Annotated in this window: 11 protein-coding genes; 6 read left to right on the top strand and 5 right to left on the bottom strand. The window is 63.2% G+C overall.

Annotation, left to right across the window (positions count from 1 at the left end; all coding sequences use genetic code 11):
- From QZX93_RS07590 to QZX93_RS07575, 4 genes are all read left to right on the top strand, one after another.
- Positions 1–1,406, top strand: a 1,406-nt coding sequence (locus QZX93_RS07590; protein WP_295394480.1) for a hypothetical protein, incomplete at its 5' end; no start/stop codon positions are given.
- Positions 1,407–1,531: 125 nt separating this feature from the next.
- Positions 1,532–2,827 (top strand): glycosyltransferase family 2 protein, encoded by a 1,296-nt coding sequence (locus QZX93_RS07585; protein ID WP_295386868.1) that lies wholly within the window; start codon positions 1,532–1,534, stop codon positions 2,825–2,827.
- A gap of 127 nt (positions 2,828–2,954) precedes the next feature.
- Positions 2,955–4,145 (top strand): polysaccharide biosynthesis/export family protein, encoded by a 1,191-nt coding sequence (locus QZX93_RS07580; protein WP_295386865.1) that lies wholly within the window; start codon positions 2,955–2,957, stop codon positions 4,143–4,145.
- Between the two features lie 105 nt (positions 4,146–4,250).
- Positions 4,251–5,420, top strand: coding sequence for a glycosyltransferase family 1 protein (locus QZX93_RS07575; RefSeq protein WP_295386862.1), 1,170 nt, complete (start codon positions 4,251–4,253; stop codon positions 5,418–5,420).
- Between the two features lie 223 nt (positions 5,421–5,643).
- Here QZX93_RS07575 and QZX93_RS07570 read toward each other — a convergent pair whose 3' ends face one another.
- From QZX93_RS07570 to QZX93_RS07555, 4 genes are all read right to left on the bottom strand, one after another.
- Positions 5,644–5,925 (bottom strand): hypothetical protein, encoded by a 282-nt coding sequence (locus QZX93_RS07570; protein ID WP_295386859.1) that lies wholly within the window; start codon positions 5,923–5,925, stop codon positions 5,644–5,646.
- Between the two features lie 88 nt (positions 5,926–6,013).
- Entirely contained in the window at positions 6,014–6,865 is an 852-nt protein-coding gene (locus QZX93_RS07565; protein ID WP_295386857.1) for a hypothetical protein, read from the bottom strand.
- Entirely contained in the window at positions 6,862–8,091 is a 1,230-nt protein-coding gene (locus tag QZX93_RS07560; RefSeq protein WP_295386854.1) for a capsular biosynthesis protein, read from the bottom strand. Before QZX93_RS07560 ends, QZX93_RS07565 begins: the two co-directional genes overlap by 4 nt.
- A gap of 51 nt (positions 8,092–8,142) precedes the next feature.
- The gene (locus QZX93_RS07555) at positions 8,143–9,153 is read right to left on the bottom strand and encodes an NAD(P)-dependent oxidoreductase (protein ID WP_295386851.1); all 1,011 of its coding nucleotides are present in this window, start codon (positions 9,151–9,153) and stop codon (positions 8,143–8,145) included.
- Between the two features lie 108 nt (positions 9,154–9,261).
- Between QZX93_RS07555 and QZX93_RS07550 the strand changes: the two genes are divergently transcribed.
- Positions 9,262–10,386, top strand: a complete 1,125-nt coding sequence (locus QZX93_RS07550) for a GNAT family N-acetyltransferase (protein ID WP_295386849.1) — start codon at positions 9,262–9,264, stop codon at positions 10,384–10,386.
- Here the strand turns inward: QZX93_RS07550 and QZX93_RS07545 are convergent.
- Positions 10,383–11,447 (bottom strand): hypothetical protein, encoded by a 1,065-nt coding sequence (locus tag QZX93_RS07545; RefSeq protein ID WP_295386846.1) that lies wholly within the window; start codon positions 11,445–11,447, stop codon positions 10,383–10,385. The two genes, QZX93_RS07550 and QZX93_RS07545, sit on opposite strands and share 4 nt — an antisense overlap.
- Positions 11,448–11,817: 370 nt before the next feature.
- On the opposite strand from QZX93_RS07545, the gene QZX93_RS07540 reads away from it, so the two are divergent.
- Positions 11,818–14,955 (top strand): C39 family peptidase, encoded by a 3,138-nt coding sequence (locus tag QZX93_RS07540; protein WP_295386843.1) that lies wholly within the window; start codon positions 11,818–11,820, stop codon positions 14,953–14,955.
- Positions 14,956–15,287 lie beyond the last annotated feature (332 nt).

The following is a 15,287-nucleotide window of genomic DNA, read 5'->3' as shown; positions in this document are numbered from 1 at the left end:
TGACGCAACAGCAGGCAAAGCGGGCTGAGGCCGAATCGACCTTGACGGGACTTAAGGATAAGCTGGCTGCGGCCGAAAAGGCCTCGTCGGCGCAAGCGGCGAAGCTGACCGCTGCCCAAGCGGCCTTGACGCAACAGCAGGCAAAGCGGGCTGAGGCCGAATCGACCTTGACGGGACTTAAGGATAAGCTGGCTGCGGCCGAAAAGGCCTCGTCGGCGCAAGCGGCGAAGCTGACCGCTGCCCAATCGGCCTTGACCGCACAGCAGGCGAAGAATACGGAGCAGGCCGAGGAGGGTAAACTCCTTTTGTTGCAGTTGCATCAGGTTCAGGAGGAGTTGGAGTTTTATTTCCTCAAGTCTCAGGAGTGGGAACAGAAGTCCCAGGAGCTGCAACAGCGAGCGGACCCCGCGCCGGCGGTGCCGCCGCCGACGCAGCTGATGATCGATCTGTGCAAGGAGATCGACGGGACGAACTGGTATGCGTCCGAGTCGGACGGGCGCTGGGCCGGTCCCGCGCAGGTGAGTTCGTTGCAGGTTCCTGGGCTGGGTGAGGGGCACTTCGAACTGCAACTGGACGTGGTCGATGCCATGACGCCGGAGATATTCAAAGGGATGGCGGTGTCCTGCAACGGCAGACCGATCGCGGTTGCGGTCACTCAGCAGCGGTCGCGGAAGCGTTATCCCAAGCTGATCGTCGGTCGATTTGAGATGGCTGATGCCAGCGCCAATGCGACTTGGAACTTTGAATTGAGATTCCCCCGCCTGATGTCTCCGGTCGAGCGGGGCGCGGACGACACCCGACACCTGGCGATACGCCTGCGCTCCCTGCGGGTTGCCGCGGTGGCCGCGAAGGCGGCGGTCAAGCCTAGGCGCCGCTGGCTGCCTGTTGGCCGCGAGCGGGTCGCTGAGGTGGGCAGTGGTGCCAATACCGGGTCGGCCGCGACGCTGCCGGTGACGGTCGATCTGTGCGGCAATGCCATTCAGGGTACCAACTGGTATAGCGCTGAGTCGGACGGGCGCTGGGCCGGTCCCGCGCCGCTGAGTTCACTCACGGTGCCTGGCTTGGGTGAGGGGCATTTTGAACTGCAGCTGGACGTGGTCGATGCCATGGCCCCGGAGATACTCAAAGGGATGACGGTGGCTCGCAATGGCCAGCCGATTACGGTTGAGGTGACCAAGACGGGTTATCCGACGTTGGTGATTGGCTGCTTTGACGTGGACGGCGCCAGTGCCGCTGCCGCATGGACATTCGAATTGAGATTTCCGCACTTGGTGTCGCCGCTGGAGCGCGGCTCGGACGACGACCGATCCCTGGCGATCCGCCTGCGCTCGCTGCGGGTTGCGCCAGTGCCTCCCAAGACTTCGTCCAGATGGCGTCCTTGGCGGGCCGCTCGCCGTGGGCATTAGCCCCGTGCGGTCGCTGCCGGCACGGACGCAGACTCGCCAAGGAGCGGCGCTCGGTGGACGGCGATACGACCGCCTGTCGCCGTTGCACGCCCCCTCGCCAGTCATCGTTAGTGAGGTTTCGAACCTTGGATAAGCCACATCGGCAGACCGAGTGGATCAGTGAGTCAACGCGTGGCGAGGAGTGCCCGCTCGTGTCGGTGGTGATGCCCTCGCTCAACCAGGGCCGTTATATCGAAGCGGCGATCATGAGTATCCTGGGACCAGGCGACCAGGACGTGGAGTTGATCGTCGCCGATGGCGGATCGGTCGATGGTACCCAGGATCGACTGGTCCGGCTCGCCGCGCGTTTCGGGGGCCGCCTGAGCTGGCGTTCCGGGCCTGATTCCGGGCCGGCGAACGCGATCAATCAGGCACTGGGTCGCGCGCGCGGCGCGCTCATCGGGTGGCTCAATTCCGATGACCTCTATGCCCCTGAGGCCATTGCCCAGGCCGTTGCCTATTTCGCCGCCAATCCAGCGTCCGTGATGGTCTATGGTGAGGGGGAACACATCGATGCCGACGGCAAGCCGCTCGGGCGCTATCCCACGCGTGTGCCGACGGCCGGCATCGCCTCCTTTCAGAGCGGTTGCTTCATTTGCCAACCGACGGTCTTCCTTCGGCGCTCGGCCCTCGCGGAAATCGGCCCCTTGGACGAAGGGCTGGCGACGGCCTTCGACTTCGATCTCTGGCTGCGGTTGTTTCAGCGATTCCCCGAGCGTATCGGGTATATCGATCGGGTGCTCGCGCACTCGCGTTTGCACGCGGACTGCATTACCCGTAAGCAACGGCGCCTGGTCGCGACGGAGGCAGTGCGCTTGCTGGCGAAATACCTGGGTCATGCCGAGGATCACTGGTTGCGCACCCATGTGGATGAACTGTTGGCGGTCTATCCCTTCGGTGACGTAGCGGATGATCTGGTCAACGCGGTGACTGGGTTTGTGGGTGAACTGGAGGATTGCCTGGAGCGCGAGGCGGCGTTGAGACTGTGGGATGATCTGAACCAAGATGTCAGGTTGCGCCTGGCATTGCCCGGGCTCTATGTCGACGTGGGGCCTGATGCTTGGGCACCACAGGTCATGGAGGTGAGGGTCGCGGCCGTGCCGTCCGCGTGGGGCGTCGTGCGCTTGGAGTGTGATCATGCCTGGCCGATCGAAGCGCCCCTGGCGCTGGCGCTGTGCAGCAGTTGGGGCTGGGCGGCGCAGGTGCGTATCGAGTCGCGCGGGCCTTTCTTACTGGACATCCCAGTCGCTGGTGTGCCGGACGGGCAAGCGGTGACGGTGCGGATTGCGGCGGACCAAGTCTTCGTACCGAATCGGTTTCCAGGCGGAGGCGATGACGAGCGTGGTCTGGCCTTTCTGGTCCGCCGGGTGTCGGTGCTCTAAGTTCGCGATGCACCGCTCGCGCCGTTGCCCCGTGCTGGCGCGGGCGAGGGCAGGCGCCGCGACGGGCCGATGACCGATTCGTTGGCCGGCGGTTTGCTAAATTTGAGGACCCCTAACCGGGGATGACATGATGGCAGTTTGGCTTAAGTCCCTGCGTTTTTTGATGGTCGGCTGTACCTCGGTATCGCTGGTGTTGGGCGGTTGTGCCCTGGCCACGGATTGGCTGTCTTCATCCGGCCCTAATTCTGCCCAGGTCAATGCCTCCGGGGCCGACCCGCGCACCTCGGGGATCCAGGTCGTCGCCTTGACCGACACGGTGGCGCGGCGGTTGTTGGCCAATCGTCCCCAAACCCTGTTTTCAGAGAGCCTCGCGGCTGCCGGGCATGCGGTCGGGGTGGTGGGCCCGGGCGATGGGATCGAGGTGTCGGTCTGGGAGGCGCCACCTGGAATGCTGTTCGGCGGCGGCTCGATCCCGCCCAGCGCGGGTCCGGCGACCGCCACGGCGACGACCTTTCCGGAGCAGATGATCAATGCGGATGGGACCATCGGCCTGCCGTTTGTCGGGGCGGTACCGGTGTCGGGCATGACCACCCAGCAAATCGCCGCCGAGGTGGCGGCACGCTTGCAAGGTAAGGCCAACCAGCCGCAGGTCCAGGTGCGGGTGACCCGCAACCAGACCGCCGCCGTGACCGTGGTCGGTGAGGTGACCACCAGTGCCCGAATGCCCTTGACGGCCCGTGGCGAACGCCTGCTGGACGCCTTGGCGGCGACCGGAGGGCTACGCCAGCCGCTCGATAAGATGACGCTCCAGGTCACCCGCGGCAGCCAGGTGCAGTCGATGCCCTTGCAGGAGATAGTGCGCGACCCGCGCCAGAATATCCTGCTCAAACCCGGAGACGTCATCGCGGCCCTCTATCAGCCCTTGAGCTTCACGGCCCTGGGGGCGACCGGCAATAACAGCGAGATCAATTTCGAGGCCAAGGGCATCTCGCTCGCCCAGGCCTTGGGGCGGGTCGGCGGGTTGCAGGACAACCGAGCGCAGGCGGGCGGGGCCTTTGTCTTCCGCTTTGAGGACGCCCATGCCTTGGACTGGCCGGTGCCCCCGGTCACGACGCCGGATGGTCGGGTGGCCGTTGTCTATCGGGTCGATCTCAAGGACCCGGCGACCTTTTTTGCCGCGCAGAACTTCCCGATGCAAAGTAAAGACATCCTCTATGTATCCAATGCCCCTGCCGCCGAGTTGCAGAAGTTCCTGAATTTGATCGTGTCGGTGGTCTATCCCATCGTGAATGTCGGCAACGCCGTCAACAAATTGTGAGTACTCCAGGCAAGTTTGGAAAAGCGCCCCGGAGTTCGCTCGCGCGCCGCCCGAGTCGGGGTCGCCCGGCCACGGATCGCCCTTGTCGCTGGCGTGGATCGGGCGGTGCATGAGGTGCTGATCGATGTAACAAGGCTTCTCGGGCGGTTCCTGCAGGGGCGGTTGCCAACCGGGGTCGACCGGGTCAGCCTGGCCTATATCGAGCACTACCGGCCCCGCGCCCGCGCGTTGGTGCGCTGGCATGGTGTTGGGTTTGAGTTGTCCCGCCCCGCTTCCGAAGCCCTGTTCCAGCGGCTGTTATGCCCGGACGCGCGGCATCGTCCAGGCACCCGGAAACTCGTCGCTCATGGGATTGTCACCGCCCTGGGCCGCCCCCGGTCGTCCGGTCGCTTGCTGATCAACACCGGACACGTTGGGTTGGAGCACCCAGGCTATGCGCGCATCCTGGCGCAACGCCAGGTCCGGCTGGTATTTCTGCTGCATGACCTGATCCCTCTGTCCCACCCAGAATATTGCCGCCCGGGTGAGGGGCTGCGTCACCGCACGCGGCTCGACAACATGATCGGTCTGGCCAGTGGGATCATCACCAATTCTCGGGCGACCCTCGCGGACCTGAATGCCTACGCCCAAGATGCCGGTCGGGACCTGCCGCCGACCCAGGCCGCCCTGCTGGCATCCGGATTACCCTCCGTGGCCCCCGGGCCGCGGCCGGTGGCTGGACCCTATTTCGTGTTCCTCAGTACGGTTGAGCCGCGCAAGAACCATTGGTTGCTGCTGCATCTGTGGCGGCACATTATTGCCGACCTGGGGCCGGCGGCGCCGCGCTTGGTGGTGATCGGGCAGCGCGGTTGGGAGTGTGAGCAAGTGGTGGACTTGTTGGAGCGTTGCGAGCCCTTGCGCGGGTTCGTGATCGAGCACGCACGCTGCTCGGATAGCGAATTGGCCACCTATCTGCACCATGCCGAGGCACTGCTATTCCCGTCATTTGCGGAGGGTTATGGCATGCCAGTGGCGGAGGCCCTCTCCCTGGGCGTGCCGGTCATCGCGAGCGACCTGCCGGTCTTCGCGGAGATCGCCGGCGACGTGCCCGAGTACATCGATCCGCTGGATGGTCGGCGTTGGCGCGAGGTTATTGAGGCCTATTGCCCCCCGGATAGCCCCCGGCGGGCCGCCCAATTGGCGCGGATGGCGCGCTTTGCGGTGCCGACCTGGGCCGGACATTTTGCGCGTGTCGACGCCTTTCTGGAGATGGTTCGCGCTCGGTCTGATCGTTGAGCCTAAACCCAGGAATTGCTCACGCCAAGGCGCCAAGTTCGCCAAGCAATATAATCGGGCAGAGCCACTATCCAGATCACCTGCCGGGTGACTGGCGCAACGCTGATAACGCACTGAAAAGCCTTGGCGAGCTTGGCGCCTTGGCGTGACAACTACTCTTTCTAGGTTGCGTGGCCCGGGCGGGATCGCGCGAGGTCCTGGGTTCGACCGATTAACCTCTTTATTATTTTGCCTTCTCCTCCAGTTGGTCAATTCTCGCCTGCTGATGGGCGATGATTTCCCGGAGCGTCAACTCCTGTTCGGCACTCCATTGCCACGCCTCGGCGGCAATTCGCAGGGTATCCGCCACTGACAGACTGGGGGGATCGTCATTTTCCGCTGCTTGACTCAGGGGCGAAAAAAAGTCCTCTCCGGGGTTGCCGTATGTTACGGCGAGGCGTTCATTCGATCGCCTAAAACGCTCCAGTATCTGTTGCCGTTCCAGCCATGATAAGGGACGGTTCACTAACAAGTGGCGCGTTGCTTTAGCGCAACAGACTGTTTTACAAGGTTTCGCGTCGAATTATCGTGTATAACTTGTTTCTGCACCGTTACTAACCGTCGCTTATCGTAAGTCCGCCGGGCCCGGTCAATTGCATCATAGAGTCCCCCCGGAGCTTGTTGGGTTGCCCGTCGTGGAAGCGTGGGATAATGACATTGAGCCGCTGCAAGAACTCCTCTTGCAAGGTATCCAAACCAAGATTGACCTCGGCGGGAATCTGAAAACCGCTGGCATCGATGCCCAGGCACGCCAGAAACCAGTGAACAATATCGCCTTGGGCAAAGCGGTCGCGACGAAATGGCTGCACCCCTAGGTGGTGTGTACCAAAAGCCGCTGACCAGCAGGTGAGTTGCCGATGGTAATCGAGATAGGTCAAGTGCCTGAGTTCCTCCGGCACCAGCAATTCTTTGGTATGCCCCAGGCGGCGGCCATGGACGAAGTGACTGAGCAGTGCCTCATCCTGGCGCCGCAAGAACACCACGACCTGGGTCTCCTCGGCCAAGGCGTCAGCAATGCGCTTTAATCGTTGCACTGAGCCCTTGTCGCTATAGTCGGTGAAGAGCCCCTCGGAGGAGATGATGAGCGTCTCCGCTCGGCTGGCGTCCACCTCGGCCGCCAGCATGGAGAGCGCAGCTTGGCGGGTTTTCATGACCCCGATGACGGGACGAATGCCTTGTTGTCGATACTGGTTCTTGTAATCCCAAAGCGAGCCCGCGCAGATCGCCATCAGCGAGTGGGTGCGCAGACCAAGGCTGGTGGGGTAGAGCACGCCTTGGTCTGCCAGTCGGCCGCGATTGGCGGCCAATGCGGCTTGGATCGCGGTACTGCCGGTCTTGGCCGCGCCGATATGGAGGATCAAGCGGCGCACCCGCTGGGCGGGGGCGGGTAAATGCTTGAATCTCATACGACCTGCGGCTCACCGACCGCTTGCGTCAATAAGCGTTCTACGGCGGCTGTCACGGCCGCGGTCAATCCGGGTTCGCTGAAGAAAACGCCGCGAATCTGGATGGTGCCGGTCAGTGCCCTGATGAATGACTCGACCAGTCCAGTGTCGGGGGGCTGGGCCGTACTCCAGAATGCGTCGAGGTGTCCTTGAAACGTCAGACCTGGCACGTCATAGACGGCCTGCCCTAGCAGCTTGACCGGACTCCCGAGCTGTAGCGCCCGTATCCCGGACGTGCTGTTTACGGTCACCAGGCCCGCCGATCCGTGTATCATCTCGTCGAGATTGCCCCCGTCGATGTAGACCACGCGCGTCGCGACGCCAACCTCTGCCGCCCAGCGGCCAACCCGCTTGGCCCAGTTCTTCACACCGGGGTCCCAGGGGTGGGCCTTGATCAGTAAGCAGGTGTCGGGCGCCGCGTGTCGCGCAAATGAGGCGATGACTAAGCGGATCGGCTCATCAAGGTTGGTAAAGGGCGAGTAGGCGACGATCTGGAAGTCGTGTTCCAGTTGGAGCGGAAACACGAAATAGCGCTCGGTCCTGGCGCGTAGCGCCTGCAACGCCGCCGCCGCACGGCGCTGCCCGGCCCTGGCGCGCAGCAGGCGGCGGGCGCTGGCCGGGGCATAGATAAACGGGTGAGGGCGCTTGTCGCTGCGTTGATAGCGAGGAAACAGCCACCACAGCAAGGCGTTGCCGAAGCTGTAAAGCAAATCCCCGACGGCCATTCGCAGCGCGCTGTCGCTATAGCGCCTGGTCAAGTCGGGCGCCGGCAGGCGCATTGCCAGCGCCCGGATCGCCTCGACCGATCTGGGAAAGCGCGAGTTGCCGCCCATCCCGTCGCGCTCCAGCGTGATCCAGTCAGGCCGCAGGTAGCCGAAATCAGTCACCGTCACGCGTACGCCACGGGCCTGGGCGACGGCCACCGCCCGTTGGTGATAATTGCGCTGCTCGCCCAACAGGACGAGGTCGGTCACGGTGTTGATCGCGCAGAACTCATCCAGGAAGCGTGGCCAAGCGTCCAGGCTCCCGCGGTAATTGATGGTCTCGCCGCCGTTCCAGAAGAACCAGTCGCCAAAACACAAATTGATCCCAGTGACCTGGCAGCCGGCGCGCGACAGCCGGTCACCAATTCTGCTGAAGAACGGCGACGGCATCCCTTGCAGGAAAACGAAATGTAGCTTTGGCATGCAATGATCCATTAGATGAGCGCCGGGCCGCTGTGACCCCCGGAACGAGACTCAAGCGGTCGGCGGTCGCTCCCTAAACCAGCGGAACGATCGGTCAAGGGCTTGCTCAGTATCCCGGTGATCGACGAGCCCGCTGGCGGCGTGAATCCTGGTGGCATCATGGCCGCAGGTTCGTCCAAAGATGCGCACCAGCAGGCGATGCAGCAGTGGCTCCCGAGTGGGCAGGATGACACGATGAACGAATTCCAGTCCAGCGGCCAGTGTGTCGGCCAACCAGAAGGGTAAGTCAATGATGAGGCCGCGTCCGCCGATCGCCGTGCGGAAGCGCCGCAGGAAGGTGGCCCAGGTCATGTCCTCGCAATCACGGACGTTGTAGGTCTGCCCCGCCGCCCCGGTCGCCGTGGCGGCCCACAGCATGCAATCGATGAGATGATCGACCATCAGCAGACCGGCATTGGCCTGGCCGCCGTCCACCGTCAGCATCAGCCCGGAGTTCAGTGCCTCACCGATGCGCACGATGAAGGGGCTCCCCGGGCCGATGACATTCGTTGGCCGCAGGATGGTGAAAGGGATGCCATGGGCGGCACCCAGTTGCCGCACCACCGCCTCTCCTTGCAGCTTGCTCGCGCCATAACCGAACGCGTCGCCGCCGCTCGGTCCTTCCTCGGTGCAGGCGGTGGCCGGAAAGCCATAGACGTCTACCGTGGACAGGTGGACCAACCGGGTCAGCGTCGAGCGCTCCCGCGCCAGGGCCGCCATCAGGTTACCCACTCCAATCACGTTGACCGAAAGATAATTCTCTTTGGTGTCCCAGGTGTTAACATTTGCGGCGCAATGGAACACCAACGCCACCTGCGAGACCGCCTGGGCCAAGGCCGCCGGGTCTCCCAGATCGCCGACGATCACCTCTGCCCCGGCGGCCAAGGCCGGCGCCAGTCGCTGCCGTTCGCGCACCAGCAGCCGCAGGCGCCAGCCGTCCGCCAGCAAACGCGCCGCCAACTGGCTGCCAATGAATCCGGTTGCGCCCGTGACGAGCACCAGTGGTTTTGAAAAGTCGCTCATCAGCCGAAATCGTTTAGAATCATCAAGACCTCACCGCCGCGCGCCGCGCTGAGCGCGCCGTCGATCCGACCGGCAAGCGCTTGGCCATGGAACATCTCACTGAACATCTTGAAAACAAAAATATTTACCAACATTGATGAGGTTCCCGTAGACACCTGGGAGGCGTTGGTGCAGGGTCACTCCTGTAGCCATTCCCGCGCGCTCTGGGAACTCGTGGAAACATCTGGACTCAACGATTTTCACCACCGCTATGTACTGGTCTGCGACGACGCGGAGGAGCCAGTCGCCTTCGCCGGTTTCTATGCCATAACGACCGATGTGGCCATTTTCGCGCCACCGGTGCTGCGCGGCCTGCTGGCCAAGGTGCGCCTGGTGTTTCCTCATTTTCTCAAATTCCGTATGCTCGAATGTGGTACCCCCATTCTCGTTAGCAGCCCACCCTTCGCGGCCAGCGACCAGCGTATGAACGATCAAGTCGTCGCCGCGTTGGCCAAGATGCTTCAGGAGATCGCCCGGGTCAAGGGCCATCTCATTATTGTGATGCGCGACTTCGAGCCCCCGGCAGCGGCCCTCCGGCGTGACTTGGAGCGGCTCGGCTATCACTGGGTAGGCAGCCTGCCAAACACTTACCTGGACATCCGCTGGCGCACCCCGGAGGAGTATGTCGCGGCCCTGACCAGCTACTATCGCAGCAAGTTACTCAAACACCTGCGCCGCAACCGGGAGCAGCAGGTCCGCCACGAATTGCGCGACGACTTCGCTGACCTTGCCGACACCCTCTGCCGACAATGGCTGGTCGTCCACGAGCAGGCCGACGAGTTCCAGCGTGAAGTGCTGAACCCGACCTTTTATCGGGAGTTTTCCCGGCGTCTCGGGGAGCGCTCGAAGGTTCTGCTCTTCTACCGAGGGGATGAGTTGGTCGGCCATGCCCTGTTGCTGCTCGACGGCGATCTCTTGCGCTGGTTGTACTTCGGCCGCAACCACGCCGTCAACGACGGTCTGTACATCTATGTCGGCTACGCCGTGATCGAAACCGCCATCCGCTTGGGTGCGCGGCGTCTCGAGCTCGGTTTGACCACCTATTCAATCAAGCAGGATTTGGGGGCGACGGTCACGCCCATCAGTCTCGCCCTGTACTCGCCGTGGCGCCTCCTCAATCCGCTGGTCGGGCGCATTTACGCCCTGCTCAACCGTCCGCCCCGGCTCGCCAACCGGCGCGTTTTTAAGGTCTAGCGTACGCCGATGATCCGCCGCAGAAAAAAACGGTAAGGCTCCTGCCACCAAGGCGTTCTGCCCCCGCTGCGTTGGCGCCACGCCAGCAGGGTGTCGAGCGCCTCCTCCGGGGTGGTCAGGTGCCGCCCATCGCGGCTCAGATAGTGCGGATAGGCGAACAAGGCCCCGGCCGTCAGTTCGTCGAGGGTCAGGCGGCGGTGACGGCGGGGGTTGGGCAGGCGGTCGCGGGTGAGTCCCCAACCCGAATAAAATGGCTGGCCGTAGCAAGTGACGGCCTTGCCGCGCAACAAGGCCTCAAAGCCCGCCAGCGAGGTCAGGACATGCACCTCGTCTACCGCCTGCAGCAGGTCCCCCATGTTGGCGTCGGTCACGACCTCGTCGCACCAGCGTGCAGCCTCCGCTTCGCCCTGCCCCCCGAGTCGCAGGCGGGCGAGTACGTCAGGGTGTGGTTTGTAGATTACGTAGGAATCGGGATTTGCGGCACGCACGGCGCGTAGCAGCCCCATGTTCGTGCGCTCCCCGGGCGCGCCGTAAGCGAGGGACGCATCGCTTTCCACCTGGCCTGGCACCAGGATCGCCGAGGCGGCGGCCGTTGGTCGGTGCCAGGGCTTAAATCCGACATTGTATTTGGTCAGGCCGGCCGCGACGATCCGTGCCCGCACGGCCGCTGCCCGGGCCAATAGGTCGGTGTCGAACGCCTGGGTGGCCAAGATGGATTCAAGGTCCGATGGGCGCGTCGCATCGTAGTAGATTCCCTGCGCATCCACGACCCAGGACAGGGGCCGCACCAATTCGGCGCCCAGACCGACCGAGCGCAAGAAGCCGTCCTCCATGCGCAGCACGCGGACCCCAGGCGCAACCCGGGCGGGCACGGGCGCCATGCCCCAGAGCGCCAGCGTGCCGGTGCGCGGCATCGCGGCCCCCGAGCGGCAGAACACTACCCGCCGGCCGGGAAAGCACTGCCGCACGACCGGCCACTTCCAGCGCGGGAAGGCGTAGACGTGCAAGGTCTCCGCCAGTTCACGCGGCTGGTCGGATCGGTTGTGTTCCTCCTCAGCCACCGGCGCCAGCCTGCCGGTTAGCCATGGTCATCAGTGTATGCATCGGTTCTCAGGACGGTCTGGAAAGCACGCCGGTGATGCCACCATGTCACGAGCGAGCGTTGGTCCGCAAGAGGTATCTTTTAGCCGCTGCCTGAACTGACCGCCCTTGGTATCGAGCGGTGGCGTGTGCCGGCGATGACCCATTGCCAAAGTCGCCTAACCTTGTTATAAACACGGCCGACCAGGTTCCTGCATGAGGTGGGCCAGCTCACGCATTGTTGGCGTCGACCGCGCTGGGTACCTAAGTCGAGGTTCGTTCGCAGAGTCACTGTGAAAATTTAGTGAGGGAGATAGAGCCATGTCGATTCGGTCTGTTTGGTGTCGTTGCATGCCGCGGTCCCCGTCCGTCGGTGTCATCTTTGGCAATTTTCTGCTGATCCTGGGCCTGTCACTGGGCGCGGGTATGTTGCCGCACGCCGTGGCGGTTGCTGGCGGGGTTCCCGCGGCCGCGGGCGCGCCCGCATCCACTGCGACCGGTGCCGTCCCGGTTCGGGCCACCGATGCGATGGTGCAGAATGCACTGCAACGGTTGGAGACCGTGGCAGGGGCGGGGATCGCGATTACAAAATCGCCTCGGACCGGTCTGGTGACCTATCTCGGCGCCGCGCCCGGTCAGGCCATTCCGACCTTGGGCGGCGCCACGGCCCAAGAGCGCGGACGGCTGTTTTTGGGTGCTTATGGGGGCGCCTTTGGCATTTCCGCCCCGGATCAACTGCGGGCCGATGGCGTCTTTGGCCCGGATGCCATGGGCGTCGAGCATGTGCGCTTCCTCCAACAGCACAATGGAATCGTGGTGTACGGCGGTGAGATCGTTGTCAATCTGACGCAAGGCGCGGTCGGCGCGGTGGTGGCCAACACCTTGCCGGACCTGGGTGCGGTGGACAAGACGCCCAGGGTGACGCCGGCGCAGGCCTTGGCGGCGGCCGGTACCATGCTTGCCGCGCATCTCAAGGTGACGGCGGCCACCCTGAGTACCCCGCAGTTGCAAATTTTCAATCGCGGGCTGTTCGATGGCCAGCCAGCGTCCAGTCGCTTGACCTGGTTTATCGAGGCCACCGGCACTGAGCTGCGTGAGTTCATCTGGGTCGATGCGCAACTCGGTGAGGTGCTGCTGCATGTCGACCGACTCGACCGGGCGAACGTCAACCGTGTCGACGACCGCTCCGGCGATACGCTCGACTACACTGACCAGCAGACCGTCACGTCGCCCGGCGGCCCCAGTATCGAGCGACGGACCATCAAGGGGCCGCCGGTCCCGCCGCCCGGTTCCGCACTGCAGCGCTCCGAGCTCGTTTTGCCCGGGGCGCAGGTCGCGAGTGCCGTCACCCTGACCGTGCCCGCCTTTAACTGGTCGTTCGGTTGTTCCGCCACCTCCGGCGCCATGATTGCGGCCTTTTATGACCGCAATGGCATGCCGAACATGTATACCGGTCCCACGAATGCCGGCGTGATGCCCTTGGACAGCAGTTCATGGCCTAACTGGACGGATGGGGCAGGAGCCACCTATGGCCAATGCCCATTGACCGCTTCGCATCAGGGGCTGGACGGCAGGGCCACCCGCGGCTCGATCGACGATTATTGGGTGGCCTATAACAGTACCGCCAGCGATCCCTATGTCACTGGGGCGTGGGCGCAGCACGCCTGGGGCGATGCCATCGGCGACTACATGAAGACCAGTCAGTCCGCCTACAGCAATACCGACGGGTCGACCACTTTCTATAATTGGACAACGTCAGGTGCGCCGTTAACCTGCGCCGATATGGTGACTTATGGCATCCAGGACGTGGATGGGACCTATGGGCGGAAGCTGTTCTACGAGGCCAAAGGCTATTCGGTCACCGACTGTTTCAGTCGAAACACTGATAATAATGTCGCGGGCGGCTTTGGCTTTGCCGATTATCAGGCACAGATTGATGCCGGTCGTCCAGTCTTTCTCAACCTCGCTGGGCATTCGATTGTCGGGGTCGGTTATGACGCGGCCACCAGTACCGTCTATGTGCATGATACCTGGGACTATGGGACCCATACCATGCCTTGGGGCGGCAGTTATTCAGGCATGCAGCTCTTATCGGTCAGCATCGTCAATCTCGCTGCATCCTCCACGACCTATACAGTGACGGCGAGTGCCGGTACGGGCGGCAGTGTGAGTCCGGCGAGCCGGACTGTCAGCTCTGGGGCAATGGCGCAATTTACCGTCACGCCGAACACAGGTTATTCGACCAACACGGCGGTCGGCGGGACCTGTCCGGCGGGGAGTTGGAGCGGGAGCGATTACACCACCGGGGCGATTGCCGGAAATTGTACGGTGAGCTTCAGCTTCAGTGTGCAACCGTCGCTGGGCCAAGCCTTGGACAACACCTCCTTGACTTGGACGACCAACGGCAATGCCAATTGGGCTGGCGAGACGCTGACCACGCACGATGGAGTGGATGCTGCGCAAAGCGGCGCTATGGTCGACTCCCAGTCAAGCAATCTGAACACGGTTGTAACCGGACCCGGATCATTAACTTTCTTCTGGAAGGTATCGTCCGAAAACGGTTGGGACTATTTGAGATTCACATCGGATGGGACGGCGCTGTTCTCCATTACCGGCGAGGTGGATTGGCAGCAACAGACTGTCGATATTCCGACCGGTCAGCATACCATTGCATGGTCTTATACCAAGGATGGTAGTGTCAGTGTGGGGCAGGATGCCGGCTGGGTGGATACCGTTGTCTTTACCCCCAGTCCGACCAGTTATACAGTGACCGCTAGCGCCGGTACGGGCGGCAGTGTGAGTCCGGCGAGCCGCACGGTAGCCTCTGGGGCGACGGCGCAATTTGCCGTCACGCCGAACACAGGTTATTCGACCAATACGGCGGTCGGCGGGACCTGCCCGGCGGGCAGTTGGAGCGGGAGCAATTACACGACCGGGGCGGTGACGGCCAATTGTACCTTGAGCTTCAGTTTCACCCTGAGCAGCTACACGGTGACGGCGAGTGCCGGTACTGGTGGCAGCGTGAGCCCGGCGAGCCTCACGGTCAACTCGGGGGCGACCGCACAATTTACCGTCACGCCGAACACAGGTTATTCAACCAATACGGCGGTCGGCGGGACCTGTCCGGCGGGCAGTTGGAGCGGCAGCAGTTACACGACCGGGGCGGTGACGGCCAATTGTACGGTGAGCTTCAGTTTCACCGCGACCGGAACCAGCTACACTGTGACGGCGAGCGCCGGTACGGGCGGCAGCGTGAGTCCGGCGAGCCGTACCGTGACCTCTGGGGCGACGGCGCAGTTCACCGTCACGCCGAACACCGGTTACACCACCAACAGCGCGGTCGGCGGGACTTGTCCCGCGGGGAGTTGGAGTGGCAGCAGTTATACGACCGGGGCAGTGACGGGCAACTGTGCGGTGAGTTTCGCTTTTGTACGCAACATCACATCGGCACTTCCAAGCCGCGGGGGGTGGCGGGCGATTCTTCGATAGTGCCAGCTAGCGGTTGCCATTCGGTACAATACCGATAGCGAGAAGACTGTTGGCGAACCCTGTGCGGGGCTCAGGCCCCGCACATAACCGCTCCCTATCACGCAGTTCGCAGTCGCTCGTGAGCATCGGCGACACCTATACCCCGCCGTCAAGATGCGGCCGGCCGGCGGCACTCAAGGCGATTTCCGAGAATGTTAACCCAAAGTAGTAATGTCCCCTCCGTGCAATGTAGAGATGTCCCCTTTGGGCAACCGAGGGGGCGTGATGCCGGAGGAGACCATCGAGATGACGAAGAAGGCGCTGCACCGTCTGCGGGCGGTCGAGGCGGTGGC

The sequence above is a fragment of the uncultured Thiodictyon sp. genome, assembly GCF_903946935.1.
Classification (GTDB): Bacteria; Pseudomonadota; Gammaproteobacteria; order Chromatiales; family Chromatiaceae; genus Thiodictyon.
The sequence above is the reverse complement of the archived record's forward strand: the minus strand, read 5'-3'. Positions and strand labels throughout refer to the sequence as shown.

What these genes read in the sequence shown, in the direction of transcription:
- QZX93_RS07580 (WP_295386865.1), top strand. Translation starts at nt 2,955, where the DNA reads ATGATGGCAGTTTGGCTTAAGTCCCTGCGTTTTTTGATGGTCGGCTGT.
- QZX93_RS07565 (WP_295386857.1), bottom strand. Translation starts at nt 6,865, where the DNA reads ATGAGATTCAAGCATTTACCCGCCCCCGCCCAGCGGGTGCGCCGCTTG.
- QZX93_RS07560 (WP_295386854.1), bottom strand. Translation starts at nt 8,091, where the DNA reads ATGCCAAAGCTACATTTCGTTTTCCTGCAAGGGATGCCGTCGCCGTTC.
- QZX93_RS07555 (WP_295386851.1), bottom strand. Translation starts at nt 9,153, where the DNA reads ATGAGCGACTTTTCAAAACCACTGGTGCTCGTCACGGGCGCAACCGGA.
- QZX93_RS07540 (WP_295386843.1), top strand. Translation starts at nt 11,818, where the DNA reads ATGCCGCGGTCCCCGTCCGTCGGTGTCATCTTTGGCAATTTTCTGCTG.